The following is an 18,511-nucleotide window of genomic DNA, read 5'->3' as shown; positions in this document are numbered from 1 at the left end:
TTAACTTCTTTCCTCAATCACAGCATCACTAAATGATCCCTGATAATTTTCAAGATTTTTCTGACTTTTTGAAAAAGAGAAATCAGATAGTGACAAGCCTTTATCCGATTTAATTTCCACATTCTCTAAAAATGTAACTATAACCTTAACAGGATTGTCCGAAGGAAAATCATTATCCAATTTCACATAACCATTTTGATATGTCCCGACTACTGTTACCATGATTTTCAATTTGAGTTACTTAAACAAAGATACATTTAAAATCGTAAACTGTCCATAAGTCGGAAGTGAGTGTATAATCTCTCGCAATAAGTATCTGATAATGACCAGGGAATTAAAAATTCATAGCCAATAAATATTACTTTCGCCCTCAAAATAAAAATTTACCAAAATCACCTAACACCAAACTATATTTTTATAATTTCGACAATCGAAAAAAATAATTGCATCAAAAAGGGTATAGTTTGATATTTACTGCATCCTTTATTTGTTCATCTGTCAAATTGATTTTGACCTATCCTAAACATCTTAATCCAGTCAAATCTACATTATGCTAAACCGCAGAGATTTAATCAAACATCTATCCACTTTTCCTCTTCTTGGTGGAATTTTGGGACAATCTAGCCTTGATCCTTTAAGCTTTACTGCAAAACTTCCGGTAAGAAATCTGGCAAAAGAACTGGGCATCCGAACTTTTATTAACGCAGCGGGTACCTACACATTCATGACTGGCTCCTTAATGCAGGACGAAGTTGTGGAAACAATCCAGGGAGCTTCCAAAGAATTCATGATCCTTGATGAAGTACAAACCAAAGTTGGTGAAAAAATTGCCGCACTTACACACGCAGAAGCAGCGGTAGTAACTGCCGGTTGCTTTTCTGCATTGACGCTTGGACTGGCTGGTGTTCTGACCGGCATGGACCCTAAAAAAGTTGAAGCTTTACCGCATCTTGAAGGTACGGGAATGAAGTCCGAAGTGATTATTCAGAAAGGCCATAATATTGGTTATTCACATGCTTTGACGAATACTGGCTGCACGATTATTTCTGTTGAAACATTGGAAGATCTTGAAAAAGCGATCAATGAAAAAACAGCTTTGATGTGGTTTCTTAATATCCAGTCGGATAAAGGACAGATCAAACATGAAAAGTGGATTGAAATTGCGAAAAGCAAAGGAATTCCAACAATGATTGATATGGCTGCGGATGTTCCTCCGGTTGAAAACCTTTGGAAATTTAACGATATGGGCTTTGATCTGGTTTGTGTTTCAGGTGGAAAAGCAATGCGCGGACCGCAAAGTGCAGGTATTTTGATGGGTAAAAAGAATCTGATAGAAGCGGCAAGGTTAAGTATGCCTCCACGTGGCTCCACGATTGGACGCGGTATGAAAGTGAATAAGGAAGAAATCCTGGGCATGTATGTTGCGCTGGATAACTTCGTGAAAATGGATCATAAAAAAGAGTGGAAAATGTGGGAAGACCGCATCGCGCTGATCAGTAATGCTGCAAAAAGTGTAAAAGGTGTCAACGTTGAAACTTTCGTTCCGGAACTCGGAAATCATACACCGACTTTAAAAGTATCCTGGGATCTGACAAAACTGAATCTTCCGGTGAAAACATTACAGGAAAACCTTCGCAACGGAAATCCGTCCATTGAAATTATGCCGGCCGATGGAAGTTCGTTAACCATTACTTCGTGGATGTTAAAATCAGGCGAGGAAAAGATTGTTGCAGCAAGATTAAAAGAAGAATTGTCAAAGGCAGCGGTTTAATCCTGACTTTAACAAACTATCTCCCTAAGCCCTGATTCGTGATATGAAACATAAATCCTTACTGATTTTTTATCTGATTTGTATTAATTGCTTTATTGCTAACGCCCAGACTTACAGCGTCCTCATAAAAGGCGGCACGGTTATCGACCCGAAAAATAATCTCAACCAGATCATGGATATCGGGATTTTTGAGGGGAAAATAAAAAAAGTAGCGAAGGACATTAACCCAAAAGAAGCTGCAAAAGTTGTGGATGCAAAGGGCATGTATGTCACGCCCGGACTCATTGATATTCACGGTCACGTATTTTTTGGTACCCAGCCAGACCATTATTTGAGTAATGGCCTGGTGGCACTGCCTCCTGATGGTTTTACTTTCCGGGTTGGCGTTACCACCATTGTAGACGCTGGCGGCGCGGGCTGGGAATCTTTTCCTGAGTTCAAAAAGAACATAATTCTGAATTCCAAAACGCGTGTTTTATCTTTCATGAACATCGTTGGCGCTGGTATGCGGGGCGGTAAATATGAGCAGGATACCAGCGATATGGATGCGCACATGGCCGCAGCGGTTGCCTTGAAAAACAAAAATGATGTTGTTGGATTTAAAGTTGCCCATTTTGTGGGTGCCGACTGGAAACCCATTGAACGCGTTGTGGAAGCAGGGAAATTGGCCAATATGCCGGTTATGATCGATTTCGGGGGTAACAATCCTCCCCTTTCTCTTGAAACGCTATTCACAAAATATCTTCGTCCGGGAGATATTTTTACGCATGCCTTAACCAATCTGGAAGGAAATGTGAGGGAAACCATTGTTGACGAAAAAACCGGGAAAGTAAAACCCTTTGCGCTTGAAGCACGAAAAAAAGGGATTATTTTCGATGTCGGTTATGGCGGCGCAAGTTTCAATTATTCCCAGGCCATTCCTGCTATCAACGCCGGATTTTACCCGAACACGATCAGTACCGACTTGCATACGGGCAGCATGAATTCTTCTATGAAAGATATGTTGAGTATCATGTCAAAATTCCTTGTGATGGGTGTGGATCTGCCGACCGTTATCAAGGAAAGTACCTGGGCACCTGCACAGGTTATAAAACGCGAAAATCTTGGTCATCTTTCTGAAAATGCGATTGCCGACATTGCAATTTTCTCCATCCGTGAAGGAAAATTCGGATTTTATGACAGGACGGGTTACAAGATGGAAGGCAAGCAAAAGCTGGAATGCGAAATGACGATCATGGGTGGAAAAATCGTCTATGACCTGAACGGACTGACAATGCAGACAGCAAAATAGAAATATTATCAACCTCACTGAACTATCAAATCTCTACATGAAAAAGACCTCTAACGCTCTATTCCCAACGCTGATTTTATTATTTTTCTGCTCAATTTTCACTATTTCCTCTTTCGCGCAAACAGTCACAGATTATGAAGCACGCATAAAAGAAAAAAACATTAAACTGATCAAACCAGTTGCACCGATTGCCAATTATGTAAAAGCGGTTCAGGTTGGAAATCTTGTTTACCTATCGGGACATGGCCCGGACAAGCCGGAAGGTGGACAAATAATCGGTAAAGTCGGAACAGATTTGACGATTGAACAGGCAAAAGAAGCGGCCCGTTTAACAGGCATTTCCCTGGTTTCAACGCTTAAAGGTTTTCTTGGCGGTGATTTAAACAAAGTAAAAAGAATTGTAAAACTTCTTGGTATGGTTAACGCCGGTCCTGATTTTGGCCAGCATCCGATGGTGATCAACGGCTGTTCAGATCTGCTGGTTGAAATATTTGGAGAAAATGGAAAACACGCACGTTCAGCAGTAGGGATGGGATCTCTTCCAGGCAATATCCCGGTAGAAATCGAAATGATCGTAGAATTGAAATAGGATCCAAAGCACCTCCTGGCCATAAGCTTAAAGCAAATGGCTAAATGCTAAAAACTATCCCCGGCATTCCTAAACCCGTCGATCGTGAACTTGAAAATTGCTTCCTCTTTCCTTATTATTCTGGTTACAGGATTTGTAACCAGACCTCAGCCCGACGTCGTCAATTCGAAAAACGGAGGACTTTTTTTACCCGACGGCTTTGAGGCCGTCGTTGTCGTTGACAGCCTTCCCGGTCGTGCAAGGCATATTGCCGTAAATGGTAACGGTGATATTTATGTCAAAGCGCGGTTTGCCAATAAAAACGAATCAGTGATTGCCCTGCGTGATACAAACAACGATGGTCGTGCAGATATCGTCAAAAGTTTTGGTGGTTCTAAAAAGGAACATGGCTACGGAACCGGCGTCCGGATTCATAACGGCTACATTTATTACAGTTCAGAACTGATCGTTTATCGCCAAAAGCTTACGCCGGGTAAACTGATTCCGGAAGGAAAAGAAGAAATCATCATGACCGACGATCACGCGCACGGCATGCATGAACACATCGCAAAACCGATTTCTTTTGATAATAAGGGGAATATGTACATTCCTTTTGGAGCACCTTCCAATGCCTGCGAAGAATTATTCCGTATGCCAAGCTCTGCCGGTATGACGCCCTGTCCGTTTTTGGAAGATCACGGCGGAGTCTGGCGTTTTGATGCTAATAAATTGAATCAAACACAAAAAGACGGTTATCGTTACGCAACCGGAATCCGGAGTGTTGTAGCCATGGACTGGAATAATGCGGATGACAATTTATACTTGTTGCAGCACGGACGCGATGATTTATTGCGTTTATGGGCCGGTGTTTACTCGCCCTGGCAAAGTGCGGTTTTGCCTTCGGAAGAATTTGTGAGGATAAAAGAAGGTGCCAATGTTGGCTGGCCGTATTGTTATTATGATCAGATCCAACAGAAAAAAGTATTAGGTCCGGAATATGGCGGTGATGGTAAAATTGTTGGAAACTGTGGCATTTATGAAAAACCACTGATCGGATTTCCAGGTCACTGGGCTCCGAATGACCTTCTTTTTTACCAGGGCAATCAATTCCCCGACCGGTATAAAAATGGTGCTTTCATCGCTTTTCACGGCTCAACAAACCGGGCACCTTATCCGCAGGCAAGTTACATCATCGGTTTTGTGCCTTTTTCAAATGGTCAGCCTTCTGGTGGCTGGGATATTTTTGCTGATGGTTTTGCAGGAGTTGATCCAATAGTTAATACCAGCGATGCTTCTTACCGGCCAATGGGCATTGCCATGGGGCCGGATGGTTCCCTTTATTTTGCCGAAACGGAAAAAGGAAAAATCTGGAAAGTCACCTACAAAGGAGATAAATCAAAATTTGCTGCTGCATCTTTGGAACAGATGGAAAAGAGAAAAACCATGCCACATATCCGCACGCCGGATGTTGTAAATGACAATCTTGATAAAGACAAACCTGTTGCCGGTGGAAAAGTTTACAGTGTTTATTGCGCCGCCTGTCACCAGCGAAACGGACAAGGTGATTCACAAAGATTCCCGCCACTGGCAGGATCCGAATGGGTGAATGGAGATAAGAAAAAACTGATAGCTGTGTTGTTAAAAGGTCTGGAAGGGCAAATTGAAGTAAAAGGTAAGCCTTACAACAACATTATGCCGAATCACAGCTTTCTGAAAAATGAGGAGATCGCCGAAGTATTAACTTTTATCAGACAGAGCTTTGGAAATAATTCGTCGGCTATTGACGCGGATGATATAAAAAAAGAACGTAAATCATTAAAGCTGGCTGACTAGAAAACAACAAATTCCTAAACAAAAAAATAATTCGTTCAAATGATATTAAACAAAAAGATTGCCGCAAGTTTACTATGCTGTATAGGGATTGGGGCTGTAAGTTTGTCTTCCTTCACCGGAAGCAACCAACCGGCTTATAGTCAGGATCGCTGGGTTGCACCGGCCTGGGCAGATACGCTGGTGAGCCCATATCACGATGAGCCGCTTACACTGGCCAATGGAGAAGAACTATTTGGTTTATACTGCGCATCCTGTCACGGCGAAAGCGGATATGGAGACGGCGCGGCCGGCGGGGCATTGGGCCAGAAGCCCGCCAATTTCCATGATCCGTTAGTTAAAAAACAAACCAATGGCGCATTGTTCTGGAAATTGTCAAACGGAAAAGGGAATATGCCACCATTCCAGGATGTTTTTACAGCAGAACAAAGATGGCAGCTGGTAGCCTACCTCAGAAAATTATCCGTGACCGAATAATACTTCCTAAACCTGAAAAATGAAAAAAATCCTGAATCCTTTTTTAAAAGTAAACTTGTTAGCTTTTGGAATATTTGCCATTCCACATTTGAATTTTGCTCAGGGAGGCCGCGACCAGCCTACGCAAACGCCCCATCCGTTACGTGAGGATGTCAAGGTGGAAGCCTACATGAAAGTTGAGCCGGAGGCCGTAAGATTAATCCAAAATCCGGTAAGCGGCGATTTGTATTACACCAGTTTTGACGGTGATGTTTTTCACATTGTCAAAAAAGACGGACAGCCAACGAGCGTAAAAATACTGACCGCGGCGGATCATGGAATTACCCGTTTGCAGGGTGCCGCTTTTCACAAAAACACCCTTTTTCTTACCGGAAATATCAATGTAAATAACAACAAAGGGAATAAGGGAAGAATGGTTCGGTATGAATTGAAACGGAATGATGAAAAACCTGAAATGACGGTTGTGTTTAATACGGTTGAATATGGTGCAAATAAAACCACTTTTGACCACGGCTGGAATGCCCTGGAAATTAGTCCGGATGGGAAATATATCGTTGTAAATTCCGGAGCCAGAACCGATCACGGTGAAGTACAGGACAATGGCGGCCTATATCCCAATGCCCGCGACAAAGCATTAACAACAAAAATTTACCGCTTCCCGATCGACTCCAAAGATTTGTTACTGGTCGATGATACCGATAAATTAAAAGAACAAGGTTTCATTTTTGCCGAAGGTATTCGTAATGCATACGATATGGCTTATGACGGGAAAGGCAATCTTTTCGCTGTTTCTAATTCCGGTGATTATGATCATCCCGAAGATATGTTCTGGGTTCGTCAGGGGCGTCATTATGGTTTCCCATGGGTTATGGGCGGGATTGATAATCCACAGCAATATCCGGACTGGCAACCAAACCCGGATACTGATCCTTTCCTGAGTAAGTTTGCATTTGCCTGGCTGATGAAATATTTCCATAACGATCCGGATTTTCCAAAAAGACCAGTTGGTGTGACTTTCACACCATCCGTTCAGAACCTTGGCCCGGATGCAAATGAATACCGCGACCGTAAAACCGGCTTGGTTATGGATGGTGATACGACGGGTGTTACGGTTGGAACTTTTAATGCCCATTCTTCTCCACTTGCGCTCATTTTTGATAAAGACAAAGCTCTTTCAAAAGAATTTAAGGGAGACGGATTTGTAATGCGTTATGCAGGAGGTGGTAAAGCGGGTGCAGCAAATCCGAATGCTTTGCGCAGACAAGGAAAAGATTTACTTCATTTGCATCTGATCTATGACAAAAAAGCTGACAATTATAAAGTTCAGACTACCAGGATTGTCGATAACTTTACCAGCCCTACCGATGCGATTCTGATTGGTAATGAGATGTATATTATTGAATATGGCGGCAAACAGGGTGGTACAAAATCAGGAGGAACACTCTGGAAAATCACTTTACCCGGTGATGCCAAGGTTTTGAAAAAAATAAAAAAAGCATAATATCCTTAACATAAATCTTAATTAATTTAAACATGAAAACGGAAAGAAGATCAATTCTCAAAAAATTATTTACGTCCATAGCAGGAGTAGCAGGATTAGGTAGTGTTGCAAAGGCTGCTGACGCGACGCCTGAAAAAGAAGTAGGCGAGGTGGTAATGTATCAGGATGTGCCTTTATTCGCAAGTCACACTAAATTCAACAACATGGTTTTCATAGCCGGAATAGGAGCACATGTTCCGGGTGATGTAACATCACACACGAAAATCGTCCTGGATTCGATCGAAAAAGAATTGAAAAAAGCCGGATCTTCTATGGAAAAAGTACTTAAGGTGAACGTTTACCTTGACAAAATTGAAGATTGGGCAACTATGAACGAAGTTTATAAAGGTCGTTTTGGAAGTAAACCTCCTGTCCGCACAACAGTAGCTGTAAAGGGAATTCCTGGCGACTCACTAATCGAAATTGACTGTATCGCCTATATTTAGTACTCAGTATTTCTTTATGCACTTTAAAATTACAGAGAAGTCAACTTTCCACAAGTTGACTTCTCTCTTTGTTGTACCTATTTAAACATTTCAAAACTTCACCTTATTTCGAATTTCTATAATTAATCGATATATTATTTTGGGAAATAATATTTTCTGCGCCATAAATTTCTTATTTCAATAAATTGACTGTTAATTTACAATAGCAACCACCTACATTCTTGGATAAAAAGCAACGTATTCTTTTAGAAAATGAAATTCTTCTGGATCTCTGGCAGCAATCAAAAGCCGGGGACAGTGGTGCTTTTTGCCAGCTTGCCGACAAATTATACCGGACCCTTTTCAACTACGCTACAAGTTTTACCAACGACCGGGAATATATCAAGGATGCCATTCAGGAATTAATGCTTCATATCTGGGAAAAAAGACAAACGATTAACATTCAGTTTGTTACAATTTATTTCTTAAAATCGCTGCGCAATCAGATCTTACAGGAATTCCGCAGGAACAAGCATATTTATCCATATCTTGATCTGGATGAGATTGAGGAAATTACCGATAATCATACGATTGAATCGGAAATAGAAGAAACAGAACACTATCATGAAAGTCAGCGTAAAGTAAGAAACGCAATCAACGAACTTCCAAAACGCCAGAAAGAAGCCATTTTTTTGAAATTTTACGAAGGTCTGGAAAATGAACAAATTGCTGATCTGATGCAGGTCAACCGTCAGTCGGTGGCAAATTTGTTATTCAAAGCCATAACCACACTAAAAAGTCAGATTCCATTGTTAAGCAACTGGTTATTAATAATTTACATGTTGATCTATTGACGTTTCCCATATTTATCTCCTTTCACAATCAATAGTTTATTTCCCTCTTTCAAAAAAAGTCAAGAATTAATTTTACAAAAAAGAGTATTGACATACTTTTTCTGCATCCTTTATTTGAATTCGCAATTACTACGCTTTATCCATGCAACCTGATTACAGAAATTTTCAACCAGAAGAACTAGCCACTGATCCTTCATTCCGACTTTGGAAATTATCCAATGACGAAAAAGAAAGCATTTTCTGGGAAAAATGGCTGTCAGAAAATCCGGATAAGCATGAATTGATAAATAAAGCAGCCCACTTGCTGAATGCAGTATTTAATTCTTTTGATACCGTATCAGATGAAGAAGTGACCACAGAAATTCACCGCTTGTCTTATTCGCTTGGCGAGAAAAATGCGAAAACTTCACGGTCAGTTTTCTTATTCCGCCCTGAATGGTATAGTGTTGCAGCCTCGGTTTTGATGATCATAGGATTTGGCTGGTGGTTTATCAATAAAAATTCGCCTGCTGAAAAAACAAATTCGTTATACAAAGAAATCATAAGCCAGATTAAAGAACCGCTGATACAGGAAGTTAATAATACCGACAAGCCAAAACTGGTAGCATTACAGGATGGGAGTTCGGTGCTTTTACAACCTAAAAGTCACATAAGCTATCCCAGATCTTTCACAGGATCTAAACGCGAAGTTTTTCTATACGGTGAAGCATTTTTTGAAGTAGCTAAAAATCCGGATCAGCCTTTCTTTGTTTATGCTAACGGACTGGTAACGAAAGTGTTAGGAACAAGTTTTATCATCAGTGCTTTTGAAAATGAAAAAGATGTGAAAGTGGTTGTGAAAACCGGAAAAGTATCCGTTTTTGCTTTAACGGATGAAAATCTGGAAACGCAGCAGGCTGATAATAAACTGGGCGGTATGGTGCTTACACCCAATCAGCAAATTGTTTTTTCACCGCTTAATATGCGGTTCACCCGAAGTCTGATCGCTGATCCTGAACTACTTGACCTGCCTATTCAAAAGCAGTCTTTCAATTTTAAAGGAACACCGATTAAAGAAGTATTTACGGCATTGGAAAATTCTTACGGGGTAAAAATTCTTTTCGATGCTGAAATTATGAAAAACTGTTACCTCACAGCGTCATTATCGGACGAACCTTTGTTCGAAAAAATAGATCTGATTTGCCGTACCATCAATGCCACGCATGAACAGCTCGATGCCAGTATTATAATTTCGAGCAAAGGATGCTCATATTCTCCTGAAAATCAGTAATTAATAAAACACATTAGTCAGATTACACTCATCACAAAAAATATTATAGAAAGATTATTAGCAGAACAAGAATAACCAAGCAACCTATACTATTTAAACTATCTGAATGAAATGCCTATGACGATAACCTGTCCCAAACTCCTGTAAAAAAAAGTGTCGATGATGCGCCAACATCACCGACGACCAATCATCCCCATTTTGTAAGCTCATTACACCTTCCGCGTTGCGCGGATACAAGGGAATCATTTTGCCGAATTTATTAACCCGACAAAAACAAAATTATGTCAAAATCAATACATTATCAACACGCTTTGCAGAAAATCATGCGTATGAGTCTGTATCAAGCTTTACTTGCAGTGATCTTCACTACCTTAGTCCACTCCGCCGATGTGAATGGACAGAAGGTGCTTGACCAAAAAGTAACCTTACGTTTATCAAATACCGAGATCGATAAAGTACTCGATAAAATTGAAAATGTGACCAAGGTTAAGTTCATGTATAATCCGCAGATTTTCAATAATCAGAAAGGTTCTTTCAAGTTTCAGGATGAGTCATTATCCGAGGTTTTAGGGAAAATCCTGGCTCCACATAATGTTACTTACGAAGTAGTTCAGGACCGTATCATTCTAAAACGCGAACAGGCTGCATCGGAGTTGAAAATTTCTTCACCAAAAGAATCTCCAAAGAAAGTAGTTACGGGTACGGTAACGGACGAAACCGGATCCGGACTTCCAGGCGTAAGTGTGCTTGTGAAAGGATCTCAGCGCGGAACTTCTACAAACGCGGAGGGGAAATATTCACTGGATATTCCTGATTCAGAACTTTCCTCGGCTGTGCTGATTTTCAGTTTTGTAGGTTATACTTCACAGGAATCGGCAGTTGGCTCCAAGGGCGATATTTCTGTACAATTGGCTCCGGAAGCGAAAGCGCTTAACGAGGTGGTTGTTACAGCTCTTGGTATTTCCAAAGAGAAAAAAGCACTGGCTTATGCAGTGACGGAAGTGAAAGGCAGCGAGTTTACACAGGCTCGTGAAAATAACGTGGCAAACGCACTTACGGGTAAAATTGCCGGGGTGAATGCAACAGGTATGGCAACGGGCCCTGGTGGTTCCAGCCGTATTATCATTCGTGGTAACGGATCTTTGAGCGGAAACAACCAGCCTTTGTATGTAATCAACGGTATGCCGATGGATAACAGCTCTCCGGGTGGTGGAAACGCCTCGGACGGTAATGGTAACAATACTGACCGTGGTGACGGTATCGGTGGTATTAACCCGGATGATATCGAATCGATCAGCGTTTTGAAAGGCGGACCGGCAGCGGCTTTGTATGGCGCACGTGCTTCCAATGGTGTTATTTTGATCACTACAAAAAAAGGAAAAGCACAAAAAGGTATTGGTGTTGAATTTAATACCAACTTCACAACAGACAATCTTTCGATTATTCCGGACTGGCAATATGAATATGGCCAGGGTGTGGATGGTGTAAAACCATTGACGCAGACACAGGCAAAAAGTTCAGGACGTTTGTCATATGGAGCGAAAATGGATGGAACGGATGTGATCCAGTTCGATGGCCAGATGCGCCCCTATTCTCCGCAGAAAGACAACCTGAAAAACTTTTACAGAACCGGTACAAACTATATCAATTCTCTTTCTTTCACAGGTGGTAACGAAACTGTAAACTTCCGTTTTGGTTTGAACAATACAAGCTCAAACAGCATTGTCCCAAATTCAACTTTCAACAGAAGAATTGCCAACCTGAACGTGAATGCAATGCTTGGTAAGAAATTGAGCATTGAAACTGTTGTTCAATATAACATTGAAAACGGCCATAACCGTCCAAAAGTTGGTTATGCAGATTACAACCCGCACTGGGCTACATATTTGATCGCCAACACAGTTGATATCAGAAGCCTTGCTCCGGGATATGATCAGACAACAGGTAAGGAAATTGAATGGAACCCGGTTCCGGCTGCTCCAAACCCATATATGGTGATCAATAAGTTCAAAAACGAAGACAGAAAAAATCGTTTTCTTGGACAGGCAAATATAAAATACGACATTCTTGACAACCTTTTTGTGAAGGCAAGTGTAAGTCAGGATTACTACAACTTCAACTATGAATTCGTAGTACCAACAAACAATGCTTACCAGCCTCTTGGTGTTTATGAAGCGAAAAAAATCACTTCCTCTGAAACCAACGGTATGGTTACGTTGAATTACAACACTAATTTCTTTGAAAACCTTAGCTTTTCAGCGTTGGCAGGTGGTAACATGCAAAGAAGCATTTATGACCAGACTTCGTTTAACGGTACAGAATTTACGATTCCATATTTTTACAGTTTTACAAACCTTGCAACTTCTACCACTACGCCTTCATACTCAAAAAGCGGTATCAATTCGTTGTTCGGTTCGGTTGATTTAGGTTATAAAGGACTTGCTTACATCACCATGTCTGGTCGCCAGGACTGGTTCTCAGTTTTGAACACAGCCAGCAACAGCATCTTCTACCCTGCTATCGGTGGTACTTTGATTCTGTCTGAGGCTTTCAAATTGCCTGAGGTTGTGAGTTTCGCAAAATTACGCGGTTCATGGGCACAAGTGGGTGGTGCGAACGTAGCGGCTTACCAGATCTACCAAAGTTATAGCATGGCGCAAGGTGGCCACAACGGTCGTCCGGTTCAGCAGCTAAACTCGTCTCTTGTACCGAACCCGGATCTGAGACCATTGACTTCAACAACTTATGAAGCCGGTATCGAAGCAAAATTCCTTAATAACCGAATTGGACTGGATGTCACACTTTACAATCGCAAGACTACGAATGATATTGTGCAGAGCTCAATCGCAGCTTCGTCAGGTTATACATCTGCTCTTTTGAACGTGGGTGAACTTAGCAACAAGGGGGTTGAACTTTTACTGACAGGAACGCCGCTTAAAAAAGCAAACTTTTCCTGGGACGTAAGTTATAATATGGCCTACAATGACAGCAAAGTTGTGAAACTTGCAGAAGGACTTAAAACCCTTACTGTTGGTGATGGTGTAGGTGGCGGTACAATCCGTAACGTAGTTGGAGGTTCTTATGGTGAAGTCTGGGGTTACAAGAAAAAAACCGACGCCAGCGGAAATGTTGTTTTCAATACAGCCAGCGGTTATGCAGTAAGAGGTGACCTTGAAAAACTGGGAAGAGGTATTCCTCCGCTGACCATGGGTATCACCAACACATTCAGATACAAAAATTTCTCTCTGAACATTCTTGTTGATGGTAAATTCGGTAGCATTGTTTATTCAAACATGTACCAGTATGCCTACCGTTTCGGTCTGCCAAAAGAAACACTGCCTGGTCGTGACAATGGTTTAACAGTAACAGGTGTAACTCCCGAAGGAGCTCCATTCTCGAAAACCTGGGCGAAAGCTGACATCGATACTTATTACGATAACGACAAGAACTACACATCGATGTTCACTTTCAATAATGACTTTATCAAACTTCGTCAGGTTATTTTCAGCTACAATCTGCCGGTTAACAAAATGTCATTTTTGAAACTGCAATCCGCTTCGGTTTCACTTGTAGGACGTAACCTTTTGCTTCTTTATAAAGACAAAAGAAACAACTACTTTGATCCTGAATCAAGCTACACAAATGGTAACGCACAGGGTCTTGAAGCATTTGGTGTGCCAAGAACAAGAAGTCTGGGCGTAAACCTGATGGTGAAATTTTAATCATTAAAATATTTTAGTGAATATGAAAAAGTTTTTAAGATTACTATATCTGGCCCCAATGGCCCTGCTCTTTGCCGCTTGTGACAATGGGTTTGAAGAAATGAACGTGAATCCAAACGCATCGACAGCCGTTGTACCGGGTTTCCTTTTCACAAGAGCTCAGCTTTCAACAGTAGCCAATAACTTTACCGGTGCCGCGTATCTGACAATCGGTGGTTCGATGCAGCATTTTGCTACATACAAAGAAGTACCGGCTGCGGGAGATAAGTATTTCAACTATACGTATTCAACAGGAAGCTGGGGAATGTATGGCGGAACGGACATGACCACACAAGGTTCTGTTATTGATATTGAACAAGTGATAAGCGCTGTCAATACAGCTCCTGCTGATGTGAACAAACTTTCAGTTGCACGTATCTGGAAAGCATACATGTATCACAGACTGACAGATTTGTACGGCGATATTCCTTACAGCCAGGCTGGAAAGGCACTTACGGATAAAAATTATAGTCCTGTATATGATACGCAGTCTGCAATTTATGCAGATATGCTGAAAGAACTTGAACAGGCCATTGCTGCATTTGATCCTGCTCAGGCCACATTCGGAACTGCTGATCTGATTTATGGAGGTGATGTCACAAAATGGAAAAAATTCGGATATTCTTTGATGCTTCGTCTGGGAATGCGCCTGACGCAAGTAGATGCAGCATTGGCTAAAACATGGGTTCAGAAAGCCATAGCAGGTGGAGTGATCACCAGTGATGCTGATATCGCAACGATCGGATATGTTGACGGATCTGTAACTGCCAGCAGAAATTTCATTGCAAGTGGTTTGATGGGTACAGACTATGTAACGCCGGGTGGTGATAATGTTGAAGGAGGTAAGTTTTCAAAAACCTTGATCGATCAGTTGAAGACAACAAAAGATCCTCGTTTGAATGTGATCTCAATTGTTTGGGTACCATCAGCAGATGGCAAAACTTTCACCGCAGATACTACGACAGCTCTTCAAAAAGGTATGCAAAACGCAGCCTTCAACAGCTTGCCAGCGGATTTCAATTCTTACTCTGAGCCAAATCCGAACACGATTTTGAAATACAGCGCACCATTACTGGTTTTCACAAGCGCAGAAGCTCACTTGCTTTTAGCAGAAGCGGCGGTTAGAGGATGGTATACTGGTGCAACGGCCCAAGCTGAATACAACAGCGCGGTAACTTCGGGTATGAAACAATGGGCTCTGTTCGGAAGTGCAGGAAATATTTCTGACGCAAGAATCAATGCTTACCTGACTGCCAATCCTTACAAAACATCCGGTTCTGTTGAAGAACAAATCGAGCAGATCAGCACGCAGAAATGGGTAGCGCTATTTTTGGAAGACGAGTACGAAATTTTCTCTAACTGGAGACGGACAGGATATCCAAAACTGACGCCGACAAATTATCCGGGTAACCTTACCGGTGGAAAAATCCCGACCAGATTCCAGATTCCGGATTCAGAAGGACTTTATAATGAAACAAATTTCATAGAAGCAAGAACCAGACAAGGTGGCACAAACAATCTTTCCAGCGTTGTTTGGTGGGATAAATAAAAAAGCCGCAATTTCAATTTTTCCTCAGCCAATAATAGCCGTATGCAAACAGAACGCAGATCAATCCTCAAAAAATTATTTACCCCGGCGGCCGGTGTAACAGGACTTGGCCTTTCTTCTTCAGAAGCGAAAGCATTGGAAGCTGTACCTGAAAAGGAAGCCGGAAATGTTGTGAACCACCAGGATATACCGCTGTTTTCAGGGCATACAAAATTCAACAATCTTGTTTTTATAGCAGGCAAAGGCGCCCATTTTGAAGGCGACATTACGGCTCCCGCAAAACATGTTCTGGATGAGGTTGAAAAAGAATTGATTGGCGCAGGTTCTTCTATGCAAAAAGTATTAAAAGTAAGCGTTTTGCTTCATGATCTGAATGATTACAAAGCCATGAACGAAGCTTACAAAGGCAGATTTGGCGATAAACCACCCGTGCGAACAACCGTAGCCGTTTATGGCGGCGTTCCCGGAAACTCACTTGTTGAAATAGATTGCATCGCCTATATCTAGCTGAAAAGTAAAGTATCACTGAGATGGTCTTCGGATTTTTCTCAGTGATATTTTTTCTGTTTACACATTCCTATTCCCTTAATCATTTCTTCACTTATCAATTGATTAAACGATAAGTATCTAAACCAACCCGTTCAAAACACCTCACTTCAATCAATTAAAAGTATCCTGGTTAATGATTATCAATCCCTATTCAGCAGATTTCAAACTGATAAAATATTAACATTTAATGTAACCGCACGCTCTTTGATAACGGTAACAAAACAGTAAATTTGATACTTAATTCCTAAACCTTAAAAATGAAAAAAATTATTCTTTCCATGGGCCTTTTAATGGCCTGTTGCAGCATTTCCGCCAATGCTCAAAAATACACGATCGTCATAAAAGGCGGCCATGTGATTGACCCGAAAAACAACATCAATGGTATTATGGATGTTGCCTTGAATGGGGATACGGTAAAAAGTGTAGCCAAAAACATTGATCCAAAACTTGCCGTACAGGTTGTGGATGCCAAAGGAATGTATGTTACTCCCGGATTAATTGACATGCACTCGCATAATTTCTACGGCACCAAAATGGATCAGACTTACAGCAACGGACCTAACGCTTTGGCACCGGATGGATTTACTTTTCGTACGGGTGTGACAACGGTTGTGGATGCTGGTTGCGCAGGCTGGAAATCTTTCCCGGATTTCAAAAGACAAACCATCGATATTTCAAAAACCCGTGTTTTATCTTTTCTGAATATTGTAGGAGAAGGTATGCGTGGCGGAACTTATGAACAGAATATTGCTGATATGGATCCGGTTAACACGGCGCGCGTAGCCAAAGAAAATCCTGATTATGTTGTGGGTGTAAAACTGGCCCATTATAACGGTCATGACTGGACGCCGACCGACAAAGCTGTGGAAGCCGGCAAACTGGCCAATATTCCTGTGATGATCGATTTTGGCGGAAGTACACCTGTACTTTCCATCGAAGAATTATTTATGCAACATCTTCGTCCGGGTGATATTTTTACACATTGTTTCGGACAACTGGCCAGCCGCGAGCCGATTCTGGATGTAAAAACCGGAAAGATTAAGCCATTTGTTTACGACGCCCGTAAAAAAGGAATTTTATTTGATGTGGGTTATGGAGGAATCAGCTTTGCATTTTCTCAGGCAATCCCTGCTGTTAAAAGTGGATTTTATCCAAACACGATCAGCACCGATATACATACGGGAAGCATGAATGCGGCGATGAAAGATATGCTGAATGTCATGTCAAAATTCCTGGCCATGGGCATGGACCTGCAAAGTGTTATCAAGGCAAGTACCTGGGCTCCGGCACAGGCAATCCACAGAGAAAAACTTGGAAGTTTAACCGTTGGCGGACTTGCTGATGTAGCGGTTTTACGGGTATTGAAAGGAAATTTCAGCATGAATGATACCGGTGTTTTTGGCTTTTTTGATTATACCGGAACAAAAATCACAGGCAAGGAAAAGCTGGAATGTGAACTGACCATCCGTGCCGGAAAGATTGTTTATGACCTGAATGGAATCACAACTCCGATGGTTGTCGCTTCAAAAAAATAATATAATCTAGTAAAATTCGGGATAACCGGTCTTTTCTCTTTTGGGTTATAATCTGATACAATTCGTGCCAGAATATAATCCAAATTTTATCTTGCCGGCCCTTCAAAATTTGCAATCCAATTGAAATGAAAATTAAATCCATTGTTGCCGCAGCATTATTTTTAAGTTTTAATTTTTATAATTCTCTTCACGCGCAAACCATTTCCAGGGAAGAATTAACCTTTCTGACTTCTGAATGGAAAGGCGAACGTTTTCCGGACGGAAGGCCAAAAGTGTCGGACGACATGATTCGCAGGGCAAAAGAAATTGCCATAGAGGAAGCCTGGGTTGTTCTCCAAAATGAAGGTTATAATTCCCAGTTTGATGCTAACTGGAAAATGATCCATCAGGATGTTACCATTGCCGGTCGCGCGCTTACCGCGCAATTCATGCCTTCCCGCCCGGATATTGAAAAAAATATAAAAGAACGAGGTGCAAAAAATGGCCGTATTGGCAATACCAATTCATGGCCAATCGATCAGCTTTCAAAAGGTGACGTATATGTTGCTGATGGTTTTGGCAAAATCGCTCAGGGCACATTGATCGGGGATAACCTTGGAAATTCAATTTTCGCCAAATCGGGAAACGGCGTTGTTTTTGATGCCTCTGCCAGAGATCTGGAAGGTTTATCAAAAATTGAAGGTTTTAACGCTTTCGTCCGCGATTGGGACCCGTCTTATTTGAAAGATGTGGTTTTGATGGGACTTAATACGCCGATACGCATTGGGAGAGCCATTGTCTTACCAGGTGATCTTGTTCTTGCCAAAAGAGAAGGTATCATCTTCATCCCTGCCCATTTGGTCGAAAAAGTCGTTTTGACCGCTGAATTTATTGCTATCCGCGACAAATTCGGAATTCAGATGCTGAAAGAAGGAAAGTATACGCCAGGGCAAATTGATAGCCAATGGTCAGACAAACTGAAAGAGGATTTCATGAAATGGCTGGACAAAAATCCTAAGGAAATTCCTATGAAGCGTTCAGACCTGGACGAATACATGAAGAAAAGAACCTGGTAATTACACTTCCTGAAAAGTAAGAAAAATGTATTCCCT

15 protein-coding genes are annotated in these 18,511 nt (G+C 41.5%); 14 read left to right on the top strand and 1 reads right to left on the bottom strand.

The annotated features are described in order from the left end of the window. Positions 1–222 carry a hypothetical protein gene (locus tag LXL81_RS01380; RefSeq protein ID WP_234644911.1) on the bottom strand — a complete coding sequence of 74 codons (222 nt, stop codon included), beginning with the start codon at positions 220–222 and terminating at the stop codon, positions 1–3. Between the two features lie 328 nt (positions 223–550). On the opposite strand from LXL81_RS01380, the gene LXL81_RS01375 reads away from it, so the two are divergent. The 14 genes from LXL81_RS01375 to LXL81_RS01310 all read left to right on the top strand — a co-directional run bounded on the left by LXL81_RS01375 (position 551) and on the right by LXL81_RS01310 (position 18,475). Further along, positions 551–1,771, top strand: coding sequence for an aminotransferase class V-fold PLP-dependent enzyme (locus tag LXL81_RS01375; RefSeq protein WP_234644910.1), 1,221 nt, complete (start codon positions 551–553; stop codon positions 1,769–1,771). Between the two features lie 43 nt (positions 1,772–1,814). Continuing rightward, positions 1,815–3,062 carry an amidohydrolase/deacetylase family metallohydrolase gene (locus LXL81_RS01370; protein ID WP_234644909.1) on the top strand — a complete coding sequence of 416 codons (1,248 nt, stop codon included), beginning with the start codon at positions 1,815–1,817 and terminating at the stop codon, positions 3,060–3,062. Positions 3,063–3,099: 37 nt separating this feature from the next. Then, positions 3,100–3,651: a RidA family protein gene (locus tag LXL81_RS01365; RefSeq protein WP_234644908.1), complete on the top strand. Its 552-nt coding sequence runs from the start codon at positions 3,100–3,102 to the stop codon at positions 3,649–3,651. Between the two features lie 84 nt (positions 3,652–3,735). After that, positions 3,736–5,463 (top strand): c-type cytochrome, encoded by a 1,728-nt coding sequence (locus LXL81_RS01360; protein ID WP_234644907.1) that lies wholly within the window; start codon positions 3,736–3,738, stop codon positions 5,461–5,463. 39 nt (positions 5,464–5,502) lie between these two features. Continuing rightward, entirely contained in the window at positions 5,503–5,937 is a 435-nt protein-coding gene (locus LXL81_RS01355) for a cytochrome c (protein ID WP_234644906.1), read from the top strand. Positions 5,938–5,956: 19 nt separating this feature from the next. Further along, entirely contained in the window at positions 5,957–7,438 is a 1,482-nt protein-coding gene (locus LXL81_RS01350; RefSeq protein ID WP_234644905.1) for a sorbosone dehydrogenase family protein, read from the top strand. A 32-nt stretch (positions 7,439–7,470) separates the two neighbouring features. Next, the gene (locus LXL81_RS01345) at positions 7,471–7,923 is read left to right on the top strand and encodes a RidA family protein (RefSeq protein ID WP_234644904.1); all 453 of its coding nucleotides are present in this window, start codon (positions 7,471–7,473) and stop codon (positions 7,921–7,923) included. Positions 7,924–8,144: 221 nt separating this feature from the next. After that, the gene (locus LXL81_RS01340; protein WP_234644903.1) at positions 8,145–8,756 is read left to right on the top strand and encodes an RNA polymerase sigma factor; all 612 of its coding nucleotides are present in this window, start codon (positions 8,145–8,147) and stop codon (positions 8,754–8,756) included. Between the two features lie 142 nt (positions 8,757–8,898). Continuing rightward, positions 8,899–10,026 (top strand): FecR family protein, encoded by a 1,128-nt coding sequence (locus LXL81_RS01335; RefSeq protein WP_234644902.1) that lies wholly within the window; start codon positions 8,899–8,901, stop codon positions 10,024–10,026. 281 nt (positions 10,027–10,307) lie between these two features. After that, positions 10,308–13,748 (top strand): SusC/RagA family TonB-linked outer membrane protein, encoded by a 3,441-nt coding sequence (locus tag LXL81_RS01330; protein ID WP_234644901.1) that lies wholly within the window; start codon positions 10,308–10,310, stop codon positions 13,746–13,748. A 22-nt stretch (positions 13,749–13,770) separates the two neighbouring features. Beyond that, positions 13,771–15,336: a SusD/RagB family nutrient-binding outer membrane lipoprotein gene (locus tag LXL81_RS01325; protein WP_234644900.1), complete on the top strand. Its 1,566-nt coding sequence runs from the start codon at positions 13,771–13,773 to the stop codon at positions 15,334–15,336. A 42-nt stretch (positions 15,337–15,378) separates the two neighbouring features. After that, positions 15,379–15,843, top strand: a complete 465-nt coding sequence (locus LXL81_RS01320) for a RidA family protein (protein ID WP_234644899.1) — start codon at positions 15,379–15,381, stop codon at positions 15,841–15,843. 299 nt (positions 15,844–16,142) lie between these two features. Then, on the top strand, positions 16,143–17,420 hold the full coding sequence (locus LXL81_RS01315; protein WP_234644898.1) for an amidohydrolase/deacetylase family metallohydrolase: 1,278 nt from the start codon (positions 16,143–16,145) through the stop codon (positions 17,418–17,420). A 125-nt stretch (positions 17,421–17,545) separates the two neighbouring features. After that, entirely contained in the window at positions 17,546–18,475 is a 930-nt protein-coding gene (locus LXL81_RS01310; RefSeq protein WP_234644897.1) for an RraA family protein, read from the top strand. The last annotated feature ends 36 nt before the right edge of the window (positions 18,476–18,511 follow it).

This window comes from Dyadobacter sp. CY356, assembly GCF_021440195.1.
GTDB lineage: Bacteria > Bacteroidota > Bacteroidia > Cytophagales > Spirosomataceae > Dyadobacter.
The sequence above is the reverse complement of the archived record's forward strand: the minus strand, read 5'-3'. Positions and strand labels throughout refer to the sequence as shown.